The organism is Pseudomonas fluorescens, from assembly GCF_000802965.1.
In the GTDB taxonomy this organism is placed as follows: Bacteria; Pseudomonadota; Gammaproteobacteria; order Pseudomonadales; family Pseudomonadaceae; genus Aquipseudomonas; species Aquipseudomonas fluorescens_A.
In genome coordinates this window covers 1-19,074 of record NZ_JSAK01000020.1, presented here as the reverse complement: position 1 = coordinate 19,074, position 19,074 = coordinate 1, and the positions used below count along the sequence as shown (strand labels likewise).

19 protein-coding genes are annotated in these 19,074 nt (G+C 59.4%); 13 read left to right on the top strand and 6 right to left on the bottom strand.

What is annotated here, in order from left to right:
- Positions 1-45: 45 nt before the first annotated feature.
- The 9 genes from NL64_RS17520 (at position 46) to NL64_RS17480 (ending at position 10,065) form a co-directional block, all read left to right on the top strand.
- Positions 46-1,047: a phosphate ABC transporter substrate-binding protein PstS gene (locus tag NL64_RS17520; RefSeq protein ID WP_034149337.1), complete on the top strand. Its 1,002-nt coding sequence runs from the start codon at positions 46-48 to the stop codon at positions 1,045-1,047.
- 217 nt (positions 1,048-1,264) lie between these two features.
- Positions 1,265-3,547 carry an ABC transporter permease subunit gene (locus NL64_RS17515; protein ID WP_034149336.1) on the top strand — a complete coding sequence of 761 codons (2,283 nt, stop codon included), beginning with the start codon at positions 1,265-1,267 and terminating at the stop codon, positions 3,545-3,547.
- A gap of 16 nt (positions 3,548-3,563) precedes the next feature.
- Entirely contained in the window at positions 3,564-5,234 is a 1,671-nt protein-coding gene (gene pstA / locus NL64_RS17510; RefSeq protein ID WP_034149335.1) for a phosphate ABC transporter permease PstA, read from the top strand.
- Between the two features lie 183 nt (positions 5,235-5,417).
- Positions 5,418-6,251 (top strand): phosphate ABC transporter ATP-binding protein PstB, encoded by an 834-nt coding sequence (gene pstB, locus NL64_RS17505; protein ID WP_034149334.1) that lies wholly within the window; start codon positions 5,418-5,420, stop codon positions 6,249-6,251.
- A 121-nt stretch (positions 6,252-6,372) separates the two neighbouring features.
- Positions 6,373-7,134: a phosphate signaling complex protein PhoU gene (gene phoU, locus NL64_RS17500; RefSeq protein WP_034149333.1), complete on the top strand. Its 762-nt coding sequence runs from the start codon at positions 6,373-6,375 to the stop codon at positions 7,132-7,134.
- A gap of 168 nt (positions 7,135-7,302) precedes the next feature.
- Positions 7,303-8,214: a response regulator gene (locus tag NL64_RS17495; protein ID WP_034149332.1), complete on the top strand. Its 912-nt coding sequence runs from the start codon at positions 7,303-7,305 to the stop codon at positions 8,212-8,214.
- Between the two features lie 217 nt (positions 8,215-8,431).
- Complete coding sequence (locus NL64_RS17490) at positions 8,432-8,755, top strand: type II toxin-antitoxin system RelE/ParE family toxin (RefSeq protein WP_034149331.1); 324 nt, start codon at positions 8,432-8,434, stop codon at positions 8,753-8,755.
- Between the two features lie 4 nt (positions 8,756-8,759).
- Positions 8,760-9,071 (top strand): helix-turn-helix domain-containing protein, encoded by a 312-nt coding sequence (locus tag NL64_RS17485; RefSeq protein ID WP_034149330.1) that lies wholly within the window; start codon positions 8,760-8,762, stop codon positions 9,069-9,071.
- 97 nt (positions 9,072-9,168) lie between these two features.
- Positions 9,169-10,065, top strand: coding sequence for a peptidoglycan DD-metalloendopeptidase family protein (locus tag NL64_RS17480; RefSeq protein ID WP_034149329.1), 897 nt, complete (start codon positions 9,169-9,171; stop codon positions 10,063-10,065).
- A gap of 180 nt (positions 10,066-10,245) precedes the next feature.
- Here NL64_RS17480 and NL64_RS17475 read toward each other — a convergent pair whose 3' ends face one another.
- From NL64_RS17475 to phoB, 3 genes are all read right to left on the bottom strand, one after another.
- Positions 10,246-11,586 carry a hemolysin family protein gene (locus NL64_RS17475; RefSeq protein WP_034149328.1) on the bottom strand — a complete coding sequence of 447 codons (1,341 nt, stop codon included), beginning with the start codon at positions 11,584-11,586 and terminating at the stop codon, positions 10,246-10,248.
- 123 nt (positions 11,587-11,709) lie between these two features.
- A complete protein-coding gene (gene phoR / locus NL64_RS17470) occupies positions 11,710-12,996 on the bottom strand; it encodes a phosphate regulon sensor histidine kinase PhoR (RefSeq protein ID WP_253277095.1) in 1,287 nt (428 codons plus the stop codon).
- Between the two features lie 135 nt (positions 12,997-13,131).
- Positions 13,132-13,821, bottom strand: coding sequence for a phosphate regulon transcriptional regulator PhoB (phoB, locus tag NL64_RS17465; RefSeq protein WP_034149326.1), 690 nt, complete (start codon positions 13,819-13,821; stop codon positions 13,132-13,134).
- 152 nt (positions 13,822-13,973) lie between these two features.
- Here phoB and NL64_RS17460 point away from each other — a divergent pair, with 152 nt between their 5' ends.
- Positions 13,974-14,360: a COG4315 family predicted lipoprotein gene (locus NL64_RS17460; RefSeq protein WP_034149325.1), complete on the top strand. Its 387-nt coding sequence runs from the start codon at positions 13,974-13,976 to the stop codon at positions 14,358-14,360.
- Between the two features lie 65 nt (positions 14,361-14,425).
- Here NL64_RS17460 and ubiA read toward each other — a convergent pair whose 3' ends face one another.
- Together ubiA and NL64_RS17450 are read right to left on the bottom strand one after the other, a co-directional pair.
- A complete protein-coding gene (gene ubiA, locus NL64_RS17455; RefSeq protein ID WP_034149324.1) occupies positions 14,426-15,316 on the bottom strand; it encodes a 4-hydroxybenzoate octaprenyltransferase in 891 nt (296 codons plus the stop codon).
- The gene (locus NL64_RS17450; RefSeq protein ID WP_034149323.1) at positions 15,316-15,867 is read right to left on the bottom strand and encodes a chorismate--pyruvate lyase family protein; all 552 of its coding nucleotides are present in this window, start codon (positions 15,865-15,867) and stop codon (positions 15,316-15,318) included. Before NL64_RS17450 ends, ubiA begins: the two co-directional genes overlap by 1 nt.
- A 199-nt stretch (positions 15,868-16,066) precedes the next feature.
- Between NL64_RS17450 and NL64_RS17445 the strand changes: the two genes are divergently transcribed.
- The 3 genes from NL64_RS17445 to NL64_RS17435 all read left to right on the top strand — a co-directional run bounded on the left by NL64_RS17445 (position 16,067) and on the right by NL64_RS17435 (position 17,873).
- On the top strand, positions 16,067-16,234 hold the full coding sequence (locus NL64_RS17445; RefSeq protein ID WP_007954349.1) for a rubredoxin: 168 nt from the start codon (positions 16,067-16,069) through the stop codon (positions 16,232-16,234).
- Positions 16,235-16,254: 20 nt separating this feature from the next.
- Positions 16,255-17,403, top strand: coding sequence for an NAD(P)/FAD-dependent oxidoreductase (locus NL64_RS17440; RefSeq protein WP_034149322.1), 1,149 nt, complete (start codon positions 16,255-16,257; stop codon positions 17,401-17,403).
- A gap of 194 nt (positions 17,404-17,597) precedes the next feature.
- A complete protein-coding gene (locus tag NL64_RS17435; protein ID WP_003213368.1) occupies positions 17,598-17,873 on the top strand; it encodes an HU family DNA-binding protein in 276 nt (91 codons plus the stop codon).
- Positions 17,874-18,031: 158 nt separating this feature from the next.
- Here the strand turns inward: NL64_RS17435 and NL64_RS17430 are convergent, their stop codons facing one another.
- Positions 18,032-18,427, bottom strand: coding sequence for a DUF6124 family protein (locus tag NL64_RS17430; protein WP_034149321.1), 396 nt, complete (start codon positions 18,425-18,427; stop codon positions 18,032-18,034).
- Positions 18,428-19,074: the final 647 nt, after the last annotated feature.

The following is a 19,074-nucleotide window of genomic DNA, read 5'->3' as shown; positions in this document are numbered from 1 at the left end:
ATACTTGGCCCCGACTTAACACACCCTATCTGCTAGGAGTAAGGCATGAAACTGAAGCGTTTGATGGCGGCAATGACTTTTGTCGCTGCTGGCGTTGCGACTGCCAACGCGGTTGCCGCTGTTGACCCTGCTATCCCGAGCTACACCAAGACCACTGGTGTGTCGGGCAACCTGTCCAGCGTCGGTTCCGATACCCTGGCCAACCTCATGACCCTCTGGGCTGAGAACTACAAAAAAGAATACCCGAACGTAAACATCCAGATTCAGGCCGCTGGCTCCGCCACTGCGCCACCTGCGCTGACTGAAGGCACCTCCAACCTGGGCCCGATGAGCCGCAAGATGAAGGACACCGAACTGGCGGCCTTCGAGCAGAAGTATGGCTACAAGCCAACCGCTATCCCGGTTGCCGTGGACGCCCTGGCGGTATTCGTACACAAGGACAACCCGATCCAGCACCTGACCATGGAACAAGTCGACGCGATCTTCTCGTCCACTCGTCTGTGCGGCGCTAAAACCGACGTTAAAACCTGGGGCGACCTGGGCGTGACCGGCGACCTGGCCAACAAGCCAGTTCAACTGTTCGGCCGTAACTCGGTATCCGGCACCTACGGCTACTTCAAGGAAGAAGCCCTGTGCAAAGGCGACTACAAGCCAAACGTCAACGAACAACCAGGCTCGGCTTCGGTCGTGCAGTCGATCAGCTCCTCGCTGAACGGCATCGGTTACTCGGGCATCGGCTACAAAACCGCTAGCGTGAAGACCGTGGCCCTGGCCAAGAAAGGCGGCACCGAGTTCATCGAAGACACCGAAGAAAACGCCCTGAACGGCAAGTACCCGCTGTCGCGCTTCCTGTACGTGTACGTCAACAAAGCCCCGAACAAGCCTCTGGCCCCGCTGGAAGCCGAGTTCGTGAAACTGGTTCTGTCGAAACAGGGTCAGGAAGTTGTAGTGAAAGACGGCTACATCCCGTTGCCAGCCAAGGTTGCTGCAAAAGCACTGGCTGACCTGGGTCTGCAGGAAGGCGGCGCTGAAGTCGCAAAAAAGTAAAACCCTAGGTCCGGGGCACGCCCCGAACCTGTAGGAGCCGGCTTGCTGGCGATGGGATCACCACGGTGAGCCCGTCGGACCGAGTCGACAGGATCGCCAGCAAGCCGGCTCCTACAACCCCCAAATTCCCGATCCACTGCTGGCTACCACCAGCGGCGGATTTGTTGCGTCACTGCACTGTCATCTTTCTGTCATACAGGATCGCTAGGGTGTGCGAATGAATGATCTGGCCAATTCCACAATGACTACAAATCCCCCCAAGCGAATTGATTTCAATACGCCTGAGCTGCAACGCAAGCGCCGCATCCGCGCGCTCAAGGATCGCCTGACCCGCTGGTACGTCCTCGTGGGCGGCCTCGCCGTTCTCGGTGCGATCACGCTGATCTTTTTCTTCCTCGCCTACGTGGTTGCGCCCCTGTTCCAGGGTGCCAGCCTGACGTCCAAGGACGCCATCACGCCGGCCTGGATGCAAGACGCCGGCAAGCCGCTGATGATTTCCCTGGAAGAACAGAACCAGGTCGCCATGCGGGTTTCCGACAAGGGCCAGGCGTTGTTCTTCGACATCGACAGTGGCGCTGAACTCAAGCGCGTCGATCTGCCGGTTCCGGCGGGTGCCACCGTGACTTCCATCGGTGACGACCAGCCAGGTCAACCGCTGGTGGCCGTGGGCTTTTCCAACGGCCAGGCACTGGTGTTCCGTCACACCTACAAAGTCAGCTACCCGGACGGCAAGAAGACCATTTCGCCGGCCATTGAGTACCCGTACGGCGAAACGCCCATTGCGCTGAATGAAGCCGGCGGCGCTCTGGAGCATGTCAGCCTCAACGCCAACGATTCGACCCTGATGCTGGTGGGCGCCACCGGTTCGCAACTCAATGTTTTGTCGCTGACCAGCGAAGAAAACATGATGACCGGCGAAATCACCAACGAGCAGAAGCGTATCGACCTGCCGCAAATGACCGAGCCGGTGAAGAACATCTTCGTCGACCCGCGTCAGCAGTGGCTGTACGTGATTAACGGTCGTGCCCAGGCCGACGTGTTCAGCCTGCGCGACAAGAGCCTCAACGGTCGCTACAAACTGCTGGAAAACGGCGACGCTGAAATCACCGCCAGTACGCAACTGGTGGGCGGTATCTCGCTGATCCTCGGCGACTCCAAAGGTGGCCTGGCCCAGTGGTTCATGGCTCGCGATCCGGATGGCGAGCAACGCCTGAAGCAGATCCGCACCTTCCAGATGGGCACCACGCCTATCGTCGAAATCACCGCTGAAGAGCGCCGCAAGGGCTTCGTTGCCCTCGACGCCTCCGGCAAGCTCGGCGTGTTCCACAGCACCGCGCACCGTACTTTGCTGGTCGACCAAGTGGTCGAAGGCCAGGGCCTGTTCGGTCTGTCGCCTCGTGCCAACCGCGTGATCGTCGAAGCCGGCGGCAAGCTGCAACCGCTGCTGCTCGACAACCCGCACCCGGAAGTCTCGTGGAGCGCGCTGTGGAGCAAGGTCTGGTACGAGAACTACGACGAGCCTAAATACGTCTGGCAATCGACCGCCGCCAACACCGACTTCGAGCCGAAACTGAGCCTGTCACCCCTGACCTTCGGCACCCTGAAAGCCGCGTTCTACGCCATGCTGCTGGCCGCTCCACTGGCTGTTGCCGCGGCGATCTACACCGCGTACTTCATGGCCCCGGGCATGCGCCGCAAGGTCAAGCCAGTGATCGAGCTGATGGAAGCGATGCCGACGGTGATCCTCGGTTTCTTCGCCGGTCTGTTCCTCGCGCCGTATGTAGAAGGGCATTTGCCGGGGATCTTCAGCCTGCTGATGTTGCTGCCGATCGGCATCCTGGTCGCCGGTTTCATCTTCAGTCGCCTGCCTGAATCCATCCGCCTGAAAGTGCCGGATGGCTGGGAAAGCGCCATCCTGATCCCGGTGATCCTCTTCGTTGGCTGGCTCTCGCTGTACATGAGCCCGTTCATGGAGAACTGGTTCTTCGGCGGCGACATGCGCATGTGGATCTCCCACGACCTGGGCATCACCTACGACCAGCGCAACGCACTGGTGGTCGGTCTGGCCATGGGCTTCGCGGTCATCCCGAACATCTACTCCATCGCCGAAGACGCCGTGTTCAGCGTACCTCGTGGCCTGACCCTCGGCTCCCTGGCCCTCGGTGCCACGCCGTGGCAGACCATGACGCGCGTGGTGATCCTCACCGCCAGCCCGGGCATCTTTTCGGCGCTGATGATCGGCATGGGCCGTGCGGTCGGCGAAACCATGATCGTGTTGATGGCCACCGGTAACACCCCGGTCATGGAAATGAACCTGTTCGAAGGCCTGCGCACCCTGGCCGCCAACGTCGCGGTGGAAATGCCGGAGTCGGAAGTCGGCGGCAGCCACTACCGCGTGCTGTTCCTCTCGGCGCTGGTGCTGCTGTTGTTCACCTTCGTCATGAACACCCTCGCGGAACTGATTCGTCAGCGTCTGCGCAAGAAATACTCGTCGCTTTAAGCAAAGGTAGAAGTCTGTGAAACAGAACTCCCTGAAAGGATGGTTCAAGAGCGGCGCCCCCGGCGTCTGGATCAGCGGTGGCGCGGTGTCCATCGCGGTCATCATGACCATTGGCCTGCTGGCAGTGATTGCCGTGCGCGGTCTGGGTCACTTCTGGCCGGCGGACCTGATCCACGCCAGTTATGACGTGCCGGGCCAGGCCAATCACCTGGTCATCGGCGAAGTGGTACAGAAGGAAGAAGTGCCGCGTGCGCGTTTGAAAAGCGCTGGCTTGCCAGTGCCGGACGAAGGCCCGGAGTTCATGACTCGTGAGCTGATCAAGGTCGGCAACCGTGACCTGAACGGCAATGACTTCACGTGGATCGTCGGCGAGTGGCTGACCAACCAGAAGACCCCGGTCGAGCTGATGGCGCTGGAGCGCCGCGAGTGGGGCAACTTCTACGGCTACCTGGTCAACGTCAAACAGGATGGCAAGGTCATCGCTGAAGGCGAAGCTGCCTGGCCTGAGCTGCAAGCGCGGATCAACCGTGTGAATCAGCTGGCCTCACAACTCAAGACCCTGGAAAAGGTAGATATCGGTGCGATCAACGCCGGTCTCGAACGCATCCGTCTGCACAGCCGCAAACTGGAACTGGACGGCAAGCTCGACGCGGCCGCGCAAGCGGACATGGAATCCGAGCGCGCCGAACTCAATGCCCGTTATCAGGACATCGAAGCGCGTCTTGGCGACCTTCACGCGCAGTTCAACCGCGACAGCCTCACCGCTCGTGATGCCAACGGCAAAGAAATCGAAATCGGCCTGGGCAAAGTGGTTCACGCCTACCAGCCGAACGCGATGAGTACGTTCACCAAGGTCGGTTTCTACTTCAGCAAGATCTGGGAATTCCTGTCGGACGACCCGCGTGAAGCGAACACCGAAGGTGGGATCTTCCCGGCGATCTTCGGCACCGTGATGATGACCCTGATCATGGCGATGATCGTCACCCCGTTCGGCGTGCTGGCGGCGGTGTATCTGCGTGAATACGCCAAGCAGAACACACTGACCCGGATCATCCGGATTGCGGTGAATAACCTGGCTGGCGTTCCGGCGATCGTTTACGGCGTGTTCGGCCTGGGCTTCTTTGTTTACGTATTGGGTGGTTCGGTCGACCGCTTGTTCTTCCCCGAAGCGCTGCCGGCGCCGACCTTCGGTACGCCGGGTCTGCTCTGGGCTTCGCTGACCTTGGCGCTGCTGGCGGTGCCGGTGGTGATCGTGGCCACTGAAGAAGGCCTGGCGCGAATCCCGCGCACCGTGCGCGAAGGCTCGTTGGCCCTCGGTGCGACCAAGGCTGAAACCTTGTGGAAGATCGTTATCCCGATGGCCAGCCCGGCGATGATGACCGGCATGATCCTCGCCGTGGCTCGCGCCGCCGGTGAAGTGGCGCCGCTGATGCTGGTGGGTGTGGTGAAACTGGCGCCGTCGCTGCCGGTGGACGGCAACTACCCGTACTTGCACCTTGACCAGAAGATCATGCACCTGGGCTTCCACATTTATGACGTCGGCTTCCAGAGCCCGAACGTCGAAGCTGCACGACCGCTGGTATACGCCACAGCGCTGCTGCTGGTGCTGGTGATCGCGACATTGAACCTGTCGGCGGTGTACATCCGTAACCACCTGCGCGAGAAGTACAAAGCACTCGACAGCTAATACGAATCCTGTGGGAGCTGGCTTGCCAGCGATGGCATCACTGCGGTGTTACTGAAAAACCGCAGCGCCTGCATCGCTGGCAAGCCAGCTCCCACAGGGACCGCGACAGACATAGAATTTGAGTAACCCGCTGGCCAGGCCAGTGGTTCAACGAACCGAATTTGTTAGCACAGGGAGCCTCCCATGCAGCACGAAACACATACCCACGGCATCAACATGTCGGCCCTGGGTCGCGACAAACAGAGCCTGAGCCTTGAGCAGGAAACCGTTGCCATCGAAGTGCCGGGCCTGAGCCTGTTCTACGGCGACAAACAAGCGCTGTACGACGTCAGCATGAACATCCCTAAACAGCGCGTGACCGCCTTCATCGGCCCGTCCGGCTGCGGCAAGTCCACGCTGCTGCGGACCTTCAACCGCATGAACGACCTGGTCGATGGCTGCCGTGTCGAAGGCGCGATCAACCTGTACGGCAACAACATCTACCGTAAAGGCGAAGACGTGGCCGAACTGCGTCGTCGCGTCGGCATGGTGTTCCAGAAGCCCAACCCGTTCCCGAAAACCATCTACGAAAACGTGGTTTACGGCCTGCGAATCCAGGGCATCAACAAGAAGCGCGTGCTCGACGAAGCCGTCGAGTGGGCATTGAAAGGCGCGGCGCTGTGGGACGAAGTCAAAGACCGTCTGCATGAGTCGGCATTGGGCCTGTCCGGTGGTCAGCAGCAACGTCTGGTGATCGCGCGCACCATCGCCGTGGAACCGGAAGTGCTGTTGCTCGACGAACCGTGCTCGGCACTCGACCCGATCTCGACGCTGAAAGTCGAAGAGCTGATCTACGAACTGAAATCGAAGTTCACCATCGTCATCGTGACCCACAACATGCAACAGGCCGCGCGGGTTTCCGACTACACGGCGTTCATGTACATGGGCAAGCTGGTGGAGTTCGGCGACACCGACACCCTGTTCACCAATCCGGCGAAGAAGCAGACCGAAGACTACATCACCGGTCGTTATGGCTAGTCGAGGCAGCCGCTAGCTACAAGCTGCAAGCGGCAAGATAGAAGCGGTGCGATTTCAGGACTTATACATAACTGCTTGAAGCTTGCAGCTTGAAGCTTGCAACTTTCGCGGAGCGAAATAGATGATTAGTAAAGAAGGCCTTACCCACCACATTTCCGCGCAGTTCAACGCCGAGCTTGAGGAAGTGCGCAGCCACCTCCTGGCCATGGGCGGGCTGGTCGAGAAGCAGGTCAACGACGCGGTGACCGCGCTGATCGAGGCCGACTCCGGCCTGGCCCAGCAGGTCCGCGAGATCGATGACCAGATCAACCAGATGGAACGCAACATCGACGAAGAATGCCTGCGCATTCTGGCTCGTCGTCAGCCAGCGGCATCGGACTTGCGCCTGATCATCAGCATCTCCAAATCGGTGATCGACCTGGAGCGCATCGGTGACGAAGCGACCAAGATCGCCCGTCGCGCCATCCAGTTGTGTGAAGAAGGCGAAGCGCCGCGCGGTTATGTCGAGGTTCGCCACATCGGCGACCAGGTACGCAACATGGTGCGTGATGCGCTGGACGCCTTTGCCCGTTTCGACGCCGACCTGGCGTTGTCGGTGGCGCAGTACGACAAGATCATTGACCGCGAATACAAGACCGCCCTGCGTGAGCTGGCGACCTACATGATGGAAGACCCGCGCTCTATCTCGCGGGTCTTGAGCATTATCTGGGTGCTGCGTTCGCTGGAGCGCATCGGCGACCACGCGCGCAATATCTCGGAGCTGGTGATTTACCTGGTGCGCGGCACCGACGTACGTCACCTGGGGCTCAAACGCATGAAGGAAGAAGTTGAAGGAACCAGCGGCGAAAGCGCTAATGTTCCGGGCAAATCTGACGATAAGTAAGATTGCCCAAGTAAAGCGCCCGGCCTTTTGGCCGGGCGTTTTTGTTTGTGGTTTGCGAATTTCAAAAGCAGCACCCGCGAACGAAAAGTCCCGGCGTGACTGAAGGTTTTTGGCAAAGTGCCATCAGCAAAACGGTATGCTTGCCGGGATTTTTTAAAGGGGTTATGGATGAGTAAGGTCAGTGTGTTGGTCGTGGACGATGCCTCGTTCATTCGTGACCTGGTGAAGAAATGCCTGCGCAATTATTTCCCGGGCATGCGGATCGAAGACGCAATCAACGGCAAAAAGGCTCAAGCCCTGCTGACGCGTGAAGCGTTCGACCTGGTCCTGTGCGACTGGGAAATGCCGGAAATGTCCGGCCTGGAACTGCTGACCTGGTGTCGCGAGCAGGAATCCATGAAGGCCATGCCGTTCGTGATGGTGACCAGTCGTGGCGACAAAGAGAACGTCGTTCAGGCGATCCAGGCCGGCGTTTCCGGCTACGTCAGCAAGCCCTTCACCAACGAGCAACTGATCACCAAGGTTAAACAGGCGCTGCACAAGGTCGGCAAACTCGACTCGTTGATGAGCGTCGCCGCGACCAAAACCAGCTCGGCGTTCGGCAACGATTCCCTGAACGCATTGACCGGCGGCAAAGCTGCCGTGGTCGCGCCAACGCCTGCCGCACCCGCTGCCGCACCGTCCCGTGGTTTGCTCAACAGCCCGCCGGTCAAGGCGCCGGCAGCGGCCGCTGGCGCCGGGGGCGGGCGTGGTCAGGGTCAATTGCGCCTGCCGAACGGCATTCAGCAATGCGTTATCAAGGCGCTCAGCCTCAAAGAAGCGCTGTTGGTGGTGAAACGCTCGGAAACCCTGCCACAAGTGCTCGATAGCGCCGTACTGGACCTGGAGCAAGGCGACAACGCTGAAACCGCACGTCTGAACGGCTACCTGCACGCCATCGTCGCCCACGAGCCAAAGCCCGACAGCGACTGGCTGCAACTGACCTTCCGCTTCGTCGATCAAGATGCGCAAAAACTCGATTACATCTCCCGGCTGATTGCGCGCGGTACGGCGCAGAAGCATTTCATTCCGGGCGCCTAAGATCGGCTTCGCCTGCTAGTCCGCCATCGCGAGTTTGCTCGCGATGGGGTCATTTCCATCCCGCACGTCTGATATCTCGCCCCCGCGACTTGATTTATATCTGTTCTGATATAGCCTGATTGTTAGTGCTCCATCCCGGCCACGCCTTGAAACAACCTCGATCTACCGATCCCCAAGTCATCGATTACGCTTTTTCTGTCAGCAACAGGAGACGTCGATGCCAAGGCACAAGGATGTGGTGTTTATCGCGACCGCACTCAAGGATTTGAAAGCTTTCCCGCTGGATGCGCGAAGAGCTGCGGGGTTTCAGCTGGATCTCTTGCAGCAGGGCGAAGAGCCTTTTGACTGGAGGCCGATGAAAACAGTTGGCCGGGGCGTCAATGAAATCAGAATTACCGAAGAGTCAGGGGCGTACCGGGTATTTTATGTCGTCAGCCGGCCTGAAGCCGTTTATGTGCTGCACGCCTTGCACAAGACCACACGAAAAACTGAAGTACGGGATATCGAACTGGCACGGGCTAGACTGAAGGAAATAGGTTAATCAAATGACGGATGATCAGAACCAGACCCAGCGCTTTGCCAGTATTTGGGATGCACTGGAAGATACTCCCCAGGAAGCTGCAAACATGCGCCTGCGGTCCAAGCTGATGCTGGAACTGGGCAAAACCGTTCAGGCTTGGGAACTGTCGCAAAAGGAGGCGGCCAAGCGACTGGGCATCAGCCAGCCGCGACTGAACGATGTTCTCAGCGGCAAAATCGACAAATTTTCACTCGATGCCTTGGTGAATTTGTCTTCGTCGGCCCATTTGTCTGTCGACATTTGTATATTGCCGCGCGAGCCACTCCAGCCAGCCTGATCGATCTACACCGGCCAATTTTGAAACATCTGCCGACTACACAGGTCAATTCCGACTGCTAGGCTCACTCCAGACCCTACTCGACAGAATCTCGCCCATGCTCGCGCGCCTGCTTTTTTTCTGCGGACTGTTCATGGCTGCCTCCTCAGCAGTAGCCGTGACCATCTACAAGTCCACCGACACCAATGGAGTGGTCTCCTACAGCGACCGCCCCACGAAAGGCTCCACGGTGTTCACTTTTCGCGATCGCATGGTCGAGCACCTTGAGCGTCAGGTGTACCTGGTGATCATGAAGAAGGAAGGCGTGGACAGCGTTTATGTGCGCAACGACCTGTATGCACCGGTCGAGATCGAGTTGAGTTTCGCCGGGTTGAAGAATGTCAGCGGCGCGCCGAGCCGGCCGATTCGGCGGGTGATGCCGGCACGCAGCAGCATCCGTCTGGCGATGCTCACGGCGACGCAGGCCGAAAGGCCGATTGCCTACGTTCCCAAGTTCGAATATTCCCTGGGCGACCCCGCAGGTGCCTCCATGGCCTATCGATACCCGTTGCCCTGGCGTGGCGGGCCGTTTCGGGTGAGTCAGGGCGCCAACGGCCAATACAGCCACTTCGGGCCGAAGAACCGCTACGCCATCGACATCGCCATGCCCGAAGGCACACCGATCATTGCCGCGCGGGGCGGGGTGGTGATCAAGACTGAAAACAGCCAGGACGGGCGTGGCACCGACGCGTCAGGCAACTTTGTGCGGGTGCTGCACAATGACGGGACGATGGGCGTGTACCTGCACCTGAAAAAAGGCTCGGTCAGCGTTCGGGAGGGGCAGCAGGTGGCAGTGGGCAGCCCACTGGCGCTATCGGGCAATACCGGCAACAGTAGCGGCCCGCACCTGCATTTCGTGGTGCAGCGCAATACCGGGATGGGGCTGGTATCGATCCCGTATCAGTTCAACCAATCGGTGGGTGCGTTGCCCAACTTTGTGGTGGGCAAGCAATAACGAGGGCTTGCGAAGACTTATTGTGGCGAGGGAGCTTGCTCCCGCTCGGCTGCGCAGCAGCCGTTAATCCGGTGAATGCGGTTGATCTGAAGGATCGCGGTTGCAGGATTGGGGCCGCTTCGCAGCCCAGCGGGAGCAAGCTCCCTCGCCACATGAGTAATCGTTCAGCCGAGGTGTGTATCAGTCCAGCATCAACACCTTGGCCAACACAATCTTCGGTCCTTTCATCTTCTTGATGATGATCCGCAGTCCTTCGACTTCCAGCACTTCTTCCTCTTCCGGCACCCGCTTCAGGCTTTCGTAAACCAGCCCGGCAAGTGTTTCGGCTTCAACGTGATCCAGATCGATACCCAACAGTCGCTCGACTTTGAACAACGGCGTATCGCCCCGCACCAGCAGTTTGCCCGGCTGATAAGCGAGGATGCCGCGCTCGGCCTTGCGGTGTTCGTCCTGAATGTCGCCCACCAGCACTTCCAGCACGTCTTCCATGGTCAGGTAGCCGATGATGTTGCCGTCGGCCTCTTCGACCACGGCGAAGTGCGAGCCGCCCTTGCGGAACTGTTCCAGCAGTTGCGACAGCGGCATGTGCCGGGACACGCGCTCCAGCGGGCGGGTCAGCTCGGCCAGGTTGAACGACTCGGGAATGTGGTCCAGTGCTGCCAGTTCCAGCAACAAATCCTTGATATGCAGCAGGCCGACGAACTCCTGGCGCTCGCTGTCGTACACCGGATAACGGCTGAACTTGTGGCGACGGAACATCGCCAGGATTTCCTTGAGCGGTGCATTGAACTCCAGGGTCACCAGGTCTTCGCGGGAGTTGGCCCAGTCGACCACTTCCAGTTCACCCATTTCCACCGCCGAGGCCAATACGCGCATGCCTTGGTCGCTCGGGTCCTGGCCACGGCTGGAGTGCAGGATCAGTTTCAGTTCTTCACGGCTGTAATGGTGCTCGTGATGCGGGCCGGGTTCACCCTGGCCGGCGATGCGCAAAATCTGGTTGGCGCTGGCGTTGAGCAGGTAAATGGCCGGGTACATGGCCCAGTAAAACAGGTACAGCGGCACGGCGGTCCACAGCGACAGCAGCTCGGGTTTGCGGATCGCCCAGGATTTCGGGGCCAGTTCGCCGACCACGATGTGCAGGTACGAAATGATGAAGAACGCGGTGAAGAACGACACACCCTTGACCACTTCGGCGGATTGCACGCCGATGGTTTCCAGCAACGGCTCCAGAAGGTGCGCGAACGCCGGCTCACCGACCCAGCCGAGGCCCAGGGAGGCGAGGGTGATACCCAATTGGCACGCCGACAGGTAGGCATCGAGCTGACTGTGCACGGTGCGCAGGATGTGCCCGCGCCAGCCGTGTTGTTCAGCGATGGCTTCGACCCGGGTCGAGCGCAGTTTGACCATGGCAAATTCCGCCGCAACGAAAAAGCCGTTGAGCAAAACCAGGATCAGAGCAAAAAGAATCATGCCGAAATCGGCGAATATTGTTGCGAGGGTCAAGCCAGGGGAAGGGTCCATGATGGAGTTTTGCGGGTTCCGTGAATTCAAAAGGAAAGAAAAATGTGTACCTGAAAGGCAGGCACAAGTCAGCCAATGTAGCGGCTGACTTGTCGATTGCCTAGTGGCGCGTGCTGGCCGGTATCAGTCAGCCGCGCTGATGACTCTGGATTGGCTGACCTGGGCAGGGGCGAAATGGCAGGTAAACGTACTGCCGTGGCCCGGCACGCTGCTGATTTCCATGCGCGCACGGTGGCGCAACAGCACGTGTTTGACGATGGCCAGGCCGAGGCCGGTGCCGCCGGTGTTCGAGTTGCGGCTGGAGTCGACGCGGTAAAAACGCTCGGTCAGGCGCGGCAGATGTTTGGTGTCGATGCCGATCCCGGAATCCTGCACGCTCAGGTGCGCGCCTTGCTCGTCGCCCCACCAGCGAATGCGGATGTTGCCTTCGGCCTGGGTGTATTTCACGGCGTTGAACACCAGGTTGGAAAACGCGCTGCGCAATTCGGCTTCGCTGCCCTTGAGCAGAATCGTCGGGTCGGCTTCCAGGGTAATGCGCTGGTTTTTCTGGCCGGACAGCTGTTGCGCATCGCTTTTGATCGACTGAAGCAAACCGTCGATGGCCACCGGCTGGTTGTCCGACGGGTAATCGGTGGCTTCCAGTTTGGCCAGCAACAGCAAGTCGTTGAGCAACGTCTGCATGCGCCCGCCTTGCTGCTGCATCTGCTGCAGGGCGCGGGTCCAGCGCGGGTTCACGTCTTCGACGTTGTCGAGCAGGGTTTCCAGGTAGCCGCAGATCACCGTCAGCGGCGTGCGCAGCTCATGGGATACGTTGGCGATGAAGTCTTTGCGCATCTGTTCCAGCTGATGGATGCGCGTCACGTCGCGCACCAGCATCAAGTGTTCGTTGTTGCCGTAGCGCGTGATGTACAGCTGAATGCGCATCCGGTCGTTGGTCGGCGAGGGGATTTCCAGCGGCTCCGCGTAGCTGTCCTGCTCGAAATATTCCTTGAAGCGCGGGTGGCGCACCAGGTTGGTCACGGGTTGGCCGCTGTCTTGTGGCGTCTTGAGGCCCAGCAAGGTTTCAGCGGCGCGGTTCCACCATTCCAGATTGCCGTCGCTGTCGAGCATGACCACGGCGTCTTTCAACGCGGCCGTGGATTCCTGAACCCGGTCGATCACCGCTTGCAAGCGTCCGCGAACCCGTTGGTCACGACGTTGCAGGTGGTAGATGCTGTCGAACACCTCACCCCACAGGCCGTAGCCATCGGGCGGCGCTTCATCCGGTTTGTGCAGGCGCAGCCACTCATGCAGACGCAGCAATTGCTTGAGCGTCCAGGCCAGGTAAATACCCAGGCCAGCCGCGAGGCTCCAGCCGTAGTAGCCGGTGATCAGACCAATCACCAGGCAAGCGGTGACCAGCAGCAGCATGTGGCGAATCAGGGTGCCATGCCAGTTTTGGTTCACTTGAACGCGCGTCCTTGTCAGAGAAGCAGCTTTTAGCTTCAAGCTTCAAGCCTCAAGTTTGAAGCGGCTTGGCTTTCAGCTTGAAGCTCGTAGCTGCCGTCAGGCTTTGGTAGAAAAGCGGTAACCAGTGCCGCGCACGGTTTGTACCAGATTTTCGTAGGCGTCGCCGAGGGCTTTGCGCAGGCGCCGGATGTGCACGTCCACGGTGCGTTCCTCGACATAGACGTTGCCGCCCCAGACTTGATCCAGCAACTGGCCGCGCGTGTAGGCGCGTTCCTGGTGGGTCATGAAAAATTGCAGCAGGCGGTATTCGGTCGGGCCCATTTCCGCCGGTTTGCCGTCGATGGTCACGCGGTGGCCGATTGGGTCGAGCAACAGGCCACCGACTTCAATTGGCGCCTCGCCATCGGTAGGCCCGGCGCGACGCAGCACGGCTTTGAGGCGTGCGACCAGCTCGCGGGGGGAAAACGGTTTGGTGATGTAGTCGTCCGCGCCGACTTCCAGGCCCTGGATCTTGTTGTCCTCTTCGCCCTTGGCGGTAAGCATGATGATCGGGATATCCCCGGTCAGCTCATCACGCTTGAGGCGGCGGGCCAGTTCGATACCGGAGGTGCCGGGCAGCATCCAGTCGAGCAGGATCAGGTCCGGTTTGCGGTCGACGATAATGGCGTGGGCCTGCTGGGAGTTCTCCGCCTCCAGACAGTCATAGCCGGCCATTTCCAACGCAACGGCGATCATTTCGCGAATGGGCGCTTCGTCGTCGACGATCAGAATGCTCCTGCCAACCATGCCTTAATCCTCTTGTCATTTAACTGTCTTGCGCCGCATTAGATAACGGAATTATTGCAGTCGTGTGACAGTATTTTAGTCGCCCGGCGATTGTCATGAACCTGGACTAAGCTCTAAGTCCGAATCCTGACAACCACAAAAGGAAGGTTTCCATGAATCACCTTGCTCAATCCTGGAAGGCCCTGTTGGTTACTGCGGCGCTAACGCTGCCGACCATGGCCTTCGCCGCCGACCCGGCGATGATGAAAGACGGGATGATGGTCGACCACAAGGGCATGACCCTGTACACGTTCGACAAGGACTCCGGCGGCAAGTCGATGTGTAATGACGAGTGCGCCAAAAACTGGCCACCGATGATGGCGCCGGCGGGTGCCACGACTTCAGGCAAGTGGAGCGTCATCAAGCGCGATGACGGTACGAGTCAATACGCTTACGACGGCAAGCCGCTGTATACGTTCGTGAAGGACAAAAAACCCGGCGACATGGTCGGTGACAACATGAAAGACGTCTGGCACGTCATGCACGAGTCGCAAAAATAACCGTAATCCAAAAAAGATCGCAGCCCCCTGTAGGAGCTGCCGAAGGCTGCGATCTTTTAAAATCCTCAACGCAACCCGTAATCCAGCACAATCCCGACAAAAATCGCCAACCCGGCCCAATGGTTGTGCAAAAACGCCTTGAAGCAACGCATCCGATCCTTACCACGGGTGTACCAGAACTCCCAGGCAAAACAGCCCGCCGCCACCGCCAACCCAAGGTGGAACCAGCCACCGAGCTCGAATTTTGACCCGGCCAGCAACAGGCAACCCAGCGCCAGCCCTTGCAAGGTCAGGATGATCACCCGGTCCGCCTCGCCAAACAGAATCGCCGTGGATTTCACCCCGATCTTCAAATCATCGTCGCGATCAGTCATCGCGTAATAGGTGTCGTAACCCACCGTCCACATCAGGTTAGCGATGTACAGCAACCACGCCGCTGCCGGCAATTCACCGGTTTCGGCGGTGAACGCCATCGGCATACCCCAGGAAAACGCCGCGCCCAACACCACTTGCGGGTAATAGGTGTAACGCTTCATGAACGGGTAACTGAACGCCAGCGCCAAGCCGCCGAGTGACAGCCAAATCGTCGCGGCATTGGTGCACAGAACCAGCAGGAAACTCACGCCCATCAGCAGCGCGAAGAACACCAACGCTTCCCTGGAACTGATCTTGCCGCTCACCAGCGGCCGTTGTTCGGTGCGCTTCACGTACCCGTCGACTTTACGGTCCGCCCAATCATTGATCACGCAACCGCCGGCGCGGGTCAGCACCACGCCGAGGACGAAAATCACGATGTTGGCCAGGGACGGCGAGCCTTTGCCGGCAATCCACAATGCCCACAAAGTCGGCCACAACAGCAGATAAATGCCGATCGGCTTGTCCATGCGCGTCAGCTGAATGAAATCCCAGGCCCGTGGGTTCAAGCGGTTCAGGGACTTGAGCAGGCTCTGGTACATCAGCAATTCTCCGGATGGACGCGGGCGGCGTTCCACAGGGTCGGCAGGAAAATTTCGGCCACCAGCACGCTCAAGGCGCCACGGTCGAAGCGCGAACGGCGGCCCCACAACGCTGGCGCCTGCACTTCTATCGGCAGCCACGCTTGAGGATAGTGACAAACCTCGATGGCCCGGCGCTGGAAGGCGTGATCGCAAAACAGCAATTCGCCCAGGGAGCGGCTGCCCAACTCGTCCATGTGCAAACCATCGCCCTGCAACGCACTGCGCGACGCGACGCTGCGGGCGAACACCCACGGCTCGCCATGACCGCGCAAATACACCTCGCGCACCCAACCCTCGCTGCCTTCGGCCAGGTCCAGCGCGGCGCATTCGTCGGCGCGCAGGGTCTGCCAGCCTTCGAACAACGGCGTGACACTGAACGCATCATTCGATAGCTGAATGAGGCGTCTGGTCAGCGAACCTTCATCGAACAACCAGTCGAGGATGGTGGCGTCGGGGAGGGGAGCGAGTTGGCTTCTGGGAGCCCAAAACAGGGATTTTGAGTGCGGCACAGTGAGTCATTATTGGCAGCAAATGAGGCGGCGAGCTTACCATGTCAGCTTATAAATTTGAGTGATCCGGCCGCCCGTTGCGCCGAACAGGCTTGCATCTGCCCGGCCCCATCAGTACAAAACGCCCTGAGCCGGACGGCAGCGCTTTATCCATCGACCGTTCGCGCCAGTAAAAGCCTGAATTTGAGGAAGTACCGGAATGAAAAAGTGGCAATGTGTAGTCTGCGGCCTGATCTACAACGAAGCCGACGGCTGGCCGGATGACGGCATTGCGCCGGGCACCCTGTGGCAAGACGTGCCGGAAGACTGGCTGTGCCCGGATTGCGGCGTCGGCAAAATGGATTTCGAAATGATCGAAATCAACTAAGACACCCAGAGGAGTAAGGAATGAACGCACCTGTTGTCATCGTCGGCACCGGCCTGGCTGGCTACAACCTTGCCCGCGAGTTTCGCAAACTCGATGGCGAAACCCCGCTGCTGCTGATTACCGCCGATGACGGGCGCTCTTACTCCAAGCCGATGCTCTCCACCGGTTTCGGCAAAAACAAGGATGCCGACGGCCTGAGCATGGCCGAACCGGGCGCCATGGCCGAGCAGTTGAAAGCCGAAGTGCGCACCCACACGCGCATCAGCGGCATCGACCCGGGCCACAAGCGCCTGTGGATCGGCGAAGAATCGGTCATCTATCGCGACCTGATCCTGGCCTGGGGCGCCGAAACCGTGCGCGTGCCCATCGAAGGTGACGCGGCGGACTGCGTGTTCCCGATCAACGACCTCGAAGACTACGCACGCTTTCGTGCCGCCGCGGCTGGCAAACGTCGCGTGTTGCTGCTCGGCGCCGGCCTGATTGGCTGCGAGTTCGCCAACGACCTGAGCCTGGGCGGCTACGAAGTGCAATTGGTGGCGCCATGCGAACAAGTCATGCCGACCCTGTTGCACCCGGCAGCTGCTGCTGCGGTGCAGGCCGGGCTGGAAAGCCTCGGCGCGCGCTTCCACCTCGGGCCGGTGCTCAATCGCCTGCAACGGGTTGAAGATGGTCTGCAAGCGCATCTATCCGATGGCCAGGTCATCCCGTGCGACGTGGTGGTCTCGGCCATTGGCCTGCGCCCGCGCATCGACCTGGCCGCCGCTGCCGGCCTGCAAGTCAATCGCGGCGTGGTGGTCGACCGTCACCTGCAAACCTCCCACGCCAACATCTACGCCCTGGGTGACTGCGCCGAGGTCGATGGGCTGAACTTGCTGTACGTGATGCCCCTGATGAGCTGTGCGAGAGCGCTGGCGCAAACCCTCGCCGGCAACCCGACGCGGGTCAACTACGGCCCGATGCCGATCACCGTCAAAACCCCGGTGTGCCCGTTGGTGGTATCCCCGCCGCCACGGGGTACGGAAGGCGTCTGGACCGTCGAAGGGCAGGGCGCCGACATCAAGGTTTTATGCCGTGATGCCAGCGGCAAACTGCTCGGATATGCCCTGACAGGCGCGGCCGTGATGGAAAAACTGGCCCTGAACAAAGAGCTTCCGGCACTGCTGGCGTAAATACCGGTCGTTCTGTCGGAATCACCCCCCTTTTGCCCCTACATTGGCCGCGCCGACACTGGCGCGGCACCTCGCTGCGTGCCATCCTCACTCCCGTCTGCCGCAGAGTAGAGCACCTGCGGCGCTTTGGGCGCTGCTCCACAGAGAGCAGCACGGACATAACAACAAAAAACCGTCAAAGGGGCTTCACTAATATGCGTAAACCAGAACTCGCCGCAGCAATTGCTGAAAAAGCAGACCTCACCAAAGAGCAGGCCAACCGCGTTCTCAACGCCGTCCTCGAAGAAATCACCGGCGCCCTGCACCGCAAAGACAGCGTGACGCTGGTGGGTTTCGGCACCTTCCTGCAACGCCATCGCGGCGCCCGCACCGGCAAAAACCCGCAAACCGGTGAGCCCGTCAAAATCAAGGCCAGCAACACCGTTGCCTTCAAGCCAGGCAAATCGTTGAAAGACAGCGTCAATCCGTAATCCGTCTGCACCGCCCGCGTAGCGGGGGAGTGGAAAAAATGGGCACGCCAACCAGGTTGGGTGCCCATTTTTTGTGCCTGGAATACTGCACTTTGTAGGAGCCGGCTTGCTGGCGATGGTGCTCTCATTGACGCCATCGCCAGCAAGCCGGCTCCTACCTAGCCGACACGACTGTGTTGCCTGGCAACGATCGCTGCCATTTCCGGTTCATCCAGATGATCCAGCGCCTGCTCCACCAACAAATGCACACCGTCGGCCATACGACTGAGCGCCAAGGCTACGGAACGGCGCGAGCCATCCACATCGTCGGCGAGGTCGGCGGCGATGGCGCTGATGGAGAGCAGGTCTTCGGAGGCGTTGGCGAGGAGGGCTTCGGTGTTGATGTCTGGGCAGACGCTGAAGAGTTGGCCGGTGCGTTTTGTTGGAGCGGGCTTGGGTGGGGCGAGATGGTGGTCGAGGGCGCGTTCAGCGGCTTCGTGGAGTTTCTTTGAATCGAGGCTTTCGTAGGGCGATACCGTATCTGATTCCGGCGGATTGGGGCTTGGTTTGAACATTTGAATGTCACCGAGTTATGAGGCCAATCCGATTCGCTTGCTTCGAAAAGGGTGGCAGCTGTGTATAGGTGTGCAAGACCGGACTCGGTAAACCGGCAGACCCGAAGGTCTCCCACACACAGCCGCCATAACGATCCGCGAGCATAAGAAAACGCTCGGTGAATAGCTATAACCGAATGAATGCCGAATCCGGACTTGCACGTCCGTGTCACCGTTTTTTGCGGTGACGAACAGAGGTTATCTGCCTATCTGCAAGGCGCCTAGTTCATGGATGCCCTACTTTTCGAAGGAAAAGTCTGAGAAGGCTGAGGGTTTTTGGTGCTAAATCGCACACCACTTAAACAGCCTTGTTCCCGAAAACGACGCTCATGTCACTGATGTTCAAGTCTTTGGCCGCGTTTCAGTTAACGGAAAGGTGAATGTAGCGGGTGCGTAACAAAACCGTTTCTTAACTCACCCCCATAACCGATGAATCCCACAAGGCATACGCCTGGAGCTTCCTGTGGATGGTCTTCGGTTCGTCAGTTAAAACCAGCCTTCGGTCGTTTTCAACATGAAGTCAAACGGCACGTCGTGTCTTACAATTAACCCATTTTATGTGGGCCAACAGGTGTAATTGAAATCTGCCTGTTGGCGCTGATTGAAAA

What these genes read in the sequence shown, in the direction of transcription:
- NL64_RS17485 (WP_034149330.1), top strand. Translation starts at nt 8,760, where the DNA reads ATGACGGATGATCAGAACCAGACCCAGCGCTTTGCCAGTATTTGGGAT.
- NL64_RS17460 (WP_034149325.1), top strand. Translation starts at nt 13,974, where the DNA reads ATGAATCACCTTGCTCAATCCTGGAAGGCCCTGTTGGTTACTGCGGCG.
- NL64_RS17475 (WP_034149328.1), bottom strand. Translation starts at nt 11,586, where the DNA reads ATGGACCCTTCCCCTGGCTTGACCCTCGCAACAATATTCGCCGATTTC.
- NL64_RS17495 (WP_034149332.1), top strand. Translation starts at nt 7,303, where the DNA reads ATGAGTAAGGTCAGTGTGTTGGTCGTGGACGATGCCTCGTTCATTCGT.
- NL64_RS17430 (WP_034149321.1), bottom strand. Translation starts at nt 18,427, where the DNA reads ATGTTCAAACCAAGCCCCAATCCGCCGGAATCAGATACGGTATCGCCC.
- NL64_RS17435 (WP_003213368.1), top strand. Translation starts at nt 17,598, where the DNA reads ATGCGTAAACCAGAACTCGCCGCAGCAATTGCTGAAAAAGCAGACCTC.
- NL64_RS17520 (WP_034149337.1), top strand. Translation starts at nt 46, where the DNA reads ATGAAACTGAAGCGTTTGATGGCGGCAATGACTTTTGTCGCTGCTGGC.
- ubiA (WP_034149324.1), bottom strand. Translation starts at nt 15,316, where the DNA reads ATGTACCAGAGCCTGCTCAAGTCCCTGAACCGCTTGAACCCACGGGCC.
- NL64_RS17490 (WP_034149331.1), top strand. Translation starts at nt 8,432, where the DNA reads ATGCCAAGGCACAAGGATGTGGTGTTTATCGCGACCGCACTCAAGGAT.
- NL64_RS17480 (WP_034149329.1), top strand. Translation starts at nt 9,169, where the DNA reads ATGCTCGCGCGCCTGCTTTTTTTCTGCGGACTGTTCATGGCTGCCTCC.
- pstB (WP_034149334.1), top strand. Translation starts at nt 5,418, where the DNA reads ATGCAGCACGAAACACATACCCACGGCATCAACATGTCGGCCCTGGGT.
- NL64_RS17445 (WP_007954349.1), top strand. Translation starts at nt 16,067, where the DNA reads ATGAAAAAGTGGCAATGTGTAGTCTGCGGCCTGATCTACAACGAAGCC.
- phoB (WP_034149326.1), bottom strand. Translation starts at nt 13,821, where the DNA reads ATGGTTGGCAGGAGCATTCTGATCGTCGACGACGAAGCGCCCATTCGC.
- NL64_RS17515 (WP_034149336.1), top strand. Translation starts at nt 1,265, where the DNA reads ATGAATGATCTGGCCAATTCCACAATGACTACAAATCCCCCCAAGCGA.
- phoU (WP_034149333.1), top strand. Translation starts at nt 6,373, where the DNA reads ATGATTAGTAAAGAAGGCCTTACCCACCACATTTCCGCGCAGTTCAAC.
- phoR (WP_253277095.1), bottom strand. Translation starts at nt 12,996, where the DNA reads ATGCTGCTGCTGGTCACCGCTTGCCTGGTGATTGGTCTGATCACCGGC.
- NL64_RS17440 (WP_034149322.1), top strand. Translation starts at nt 16,255, where the DNA reads ATGAACGCACCTGTTGTCATCGTCGGCACCGGCCTGGCTGGCTACAAC.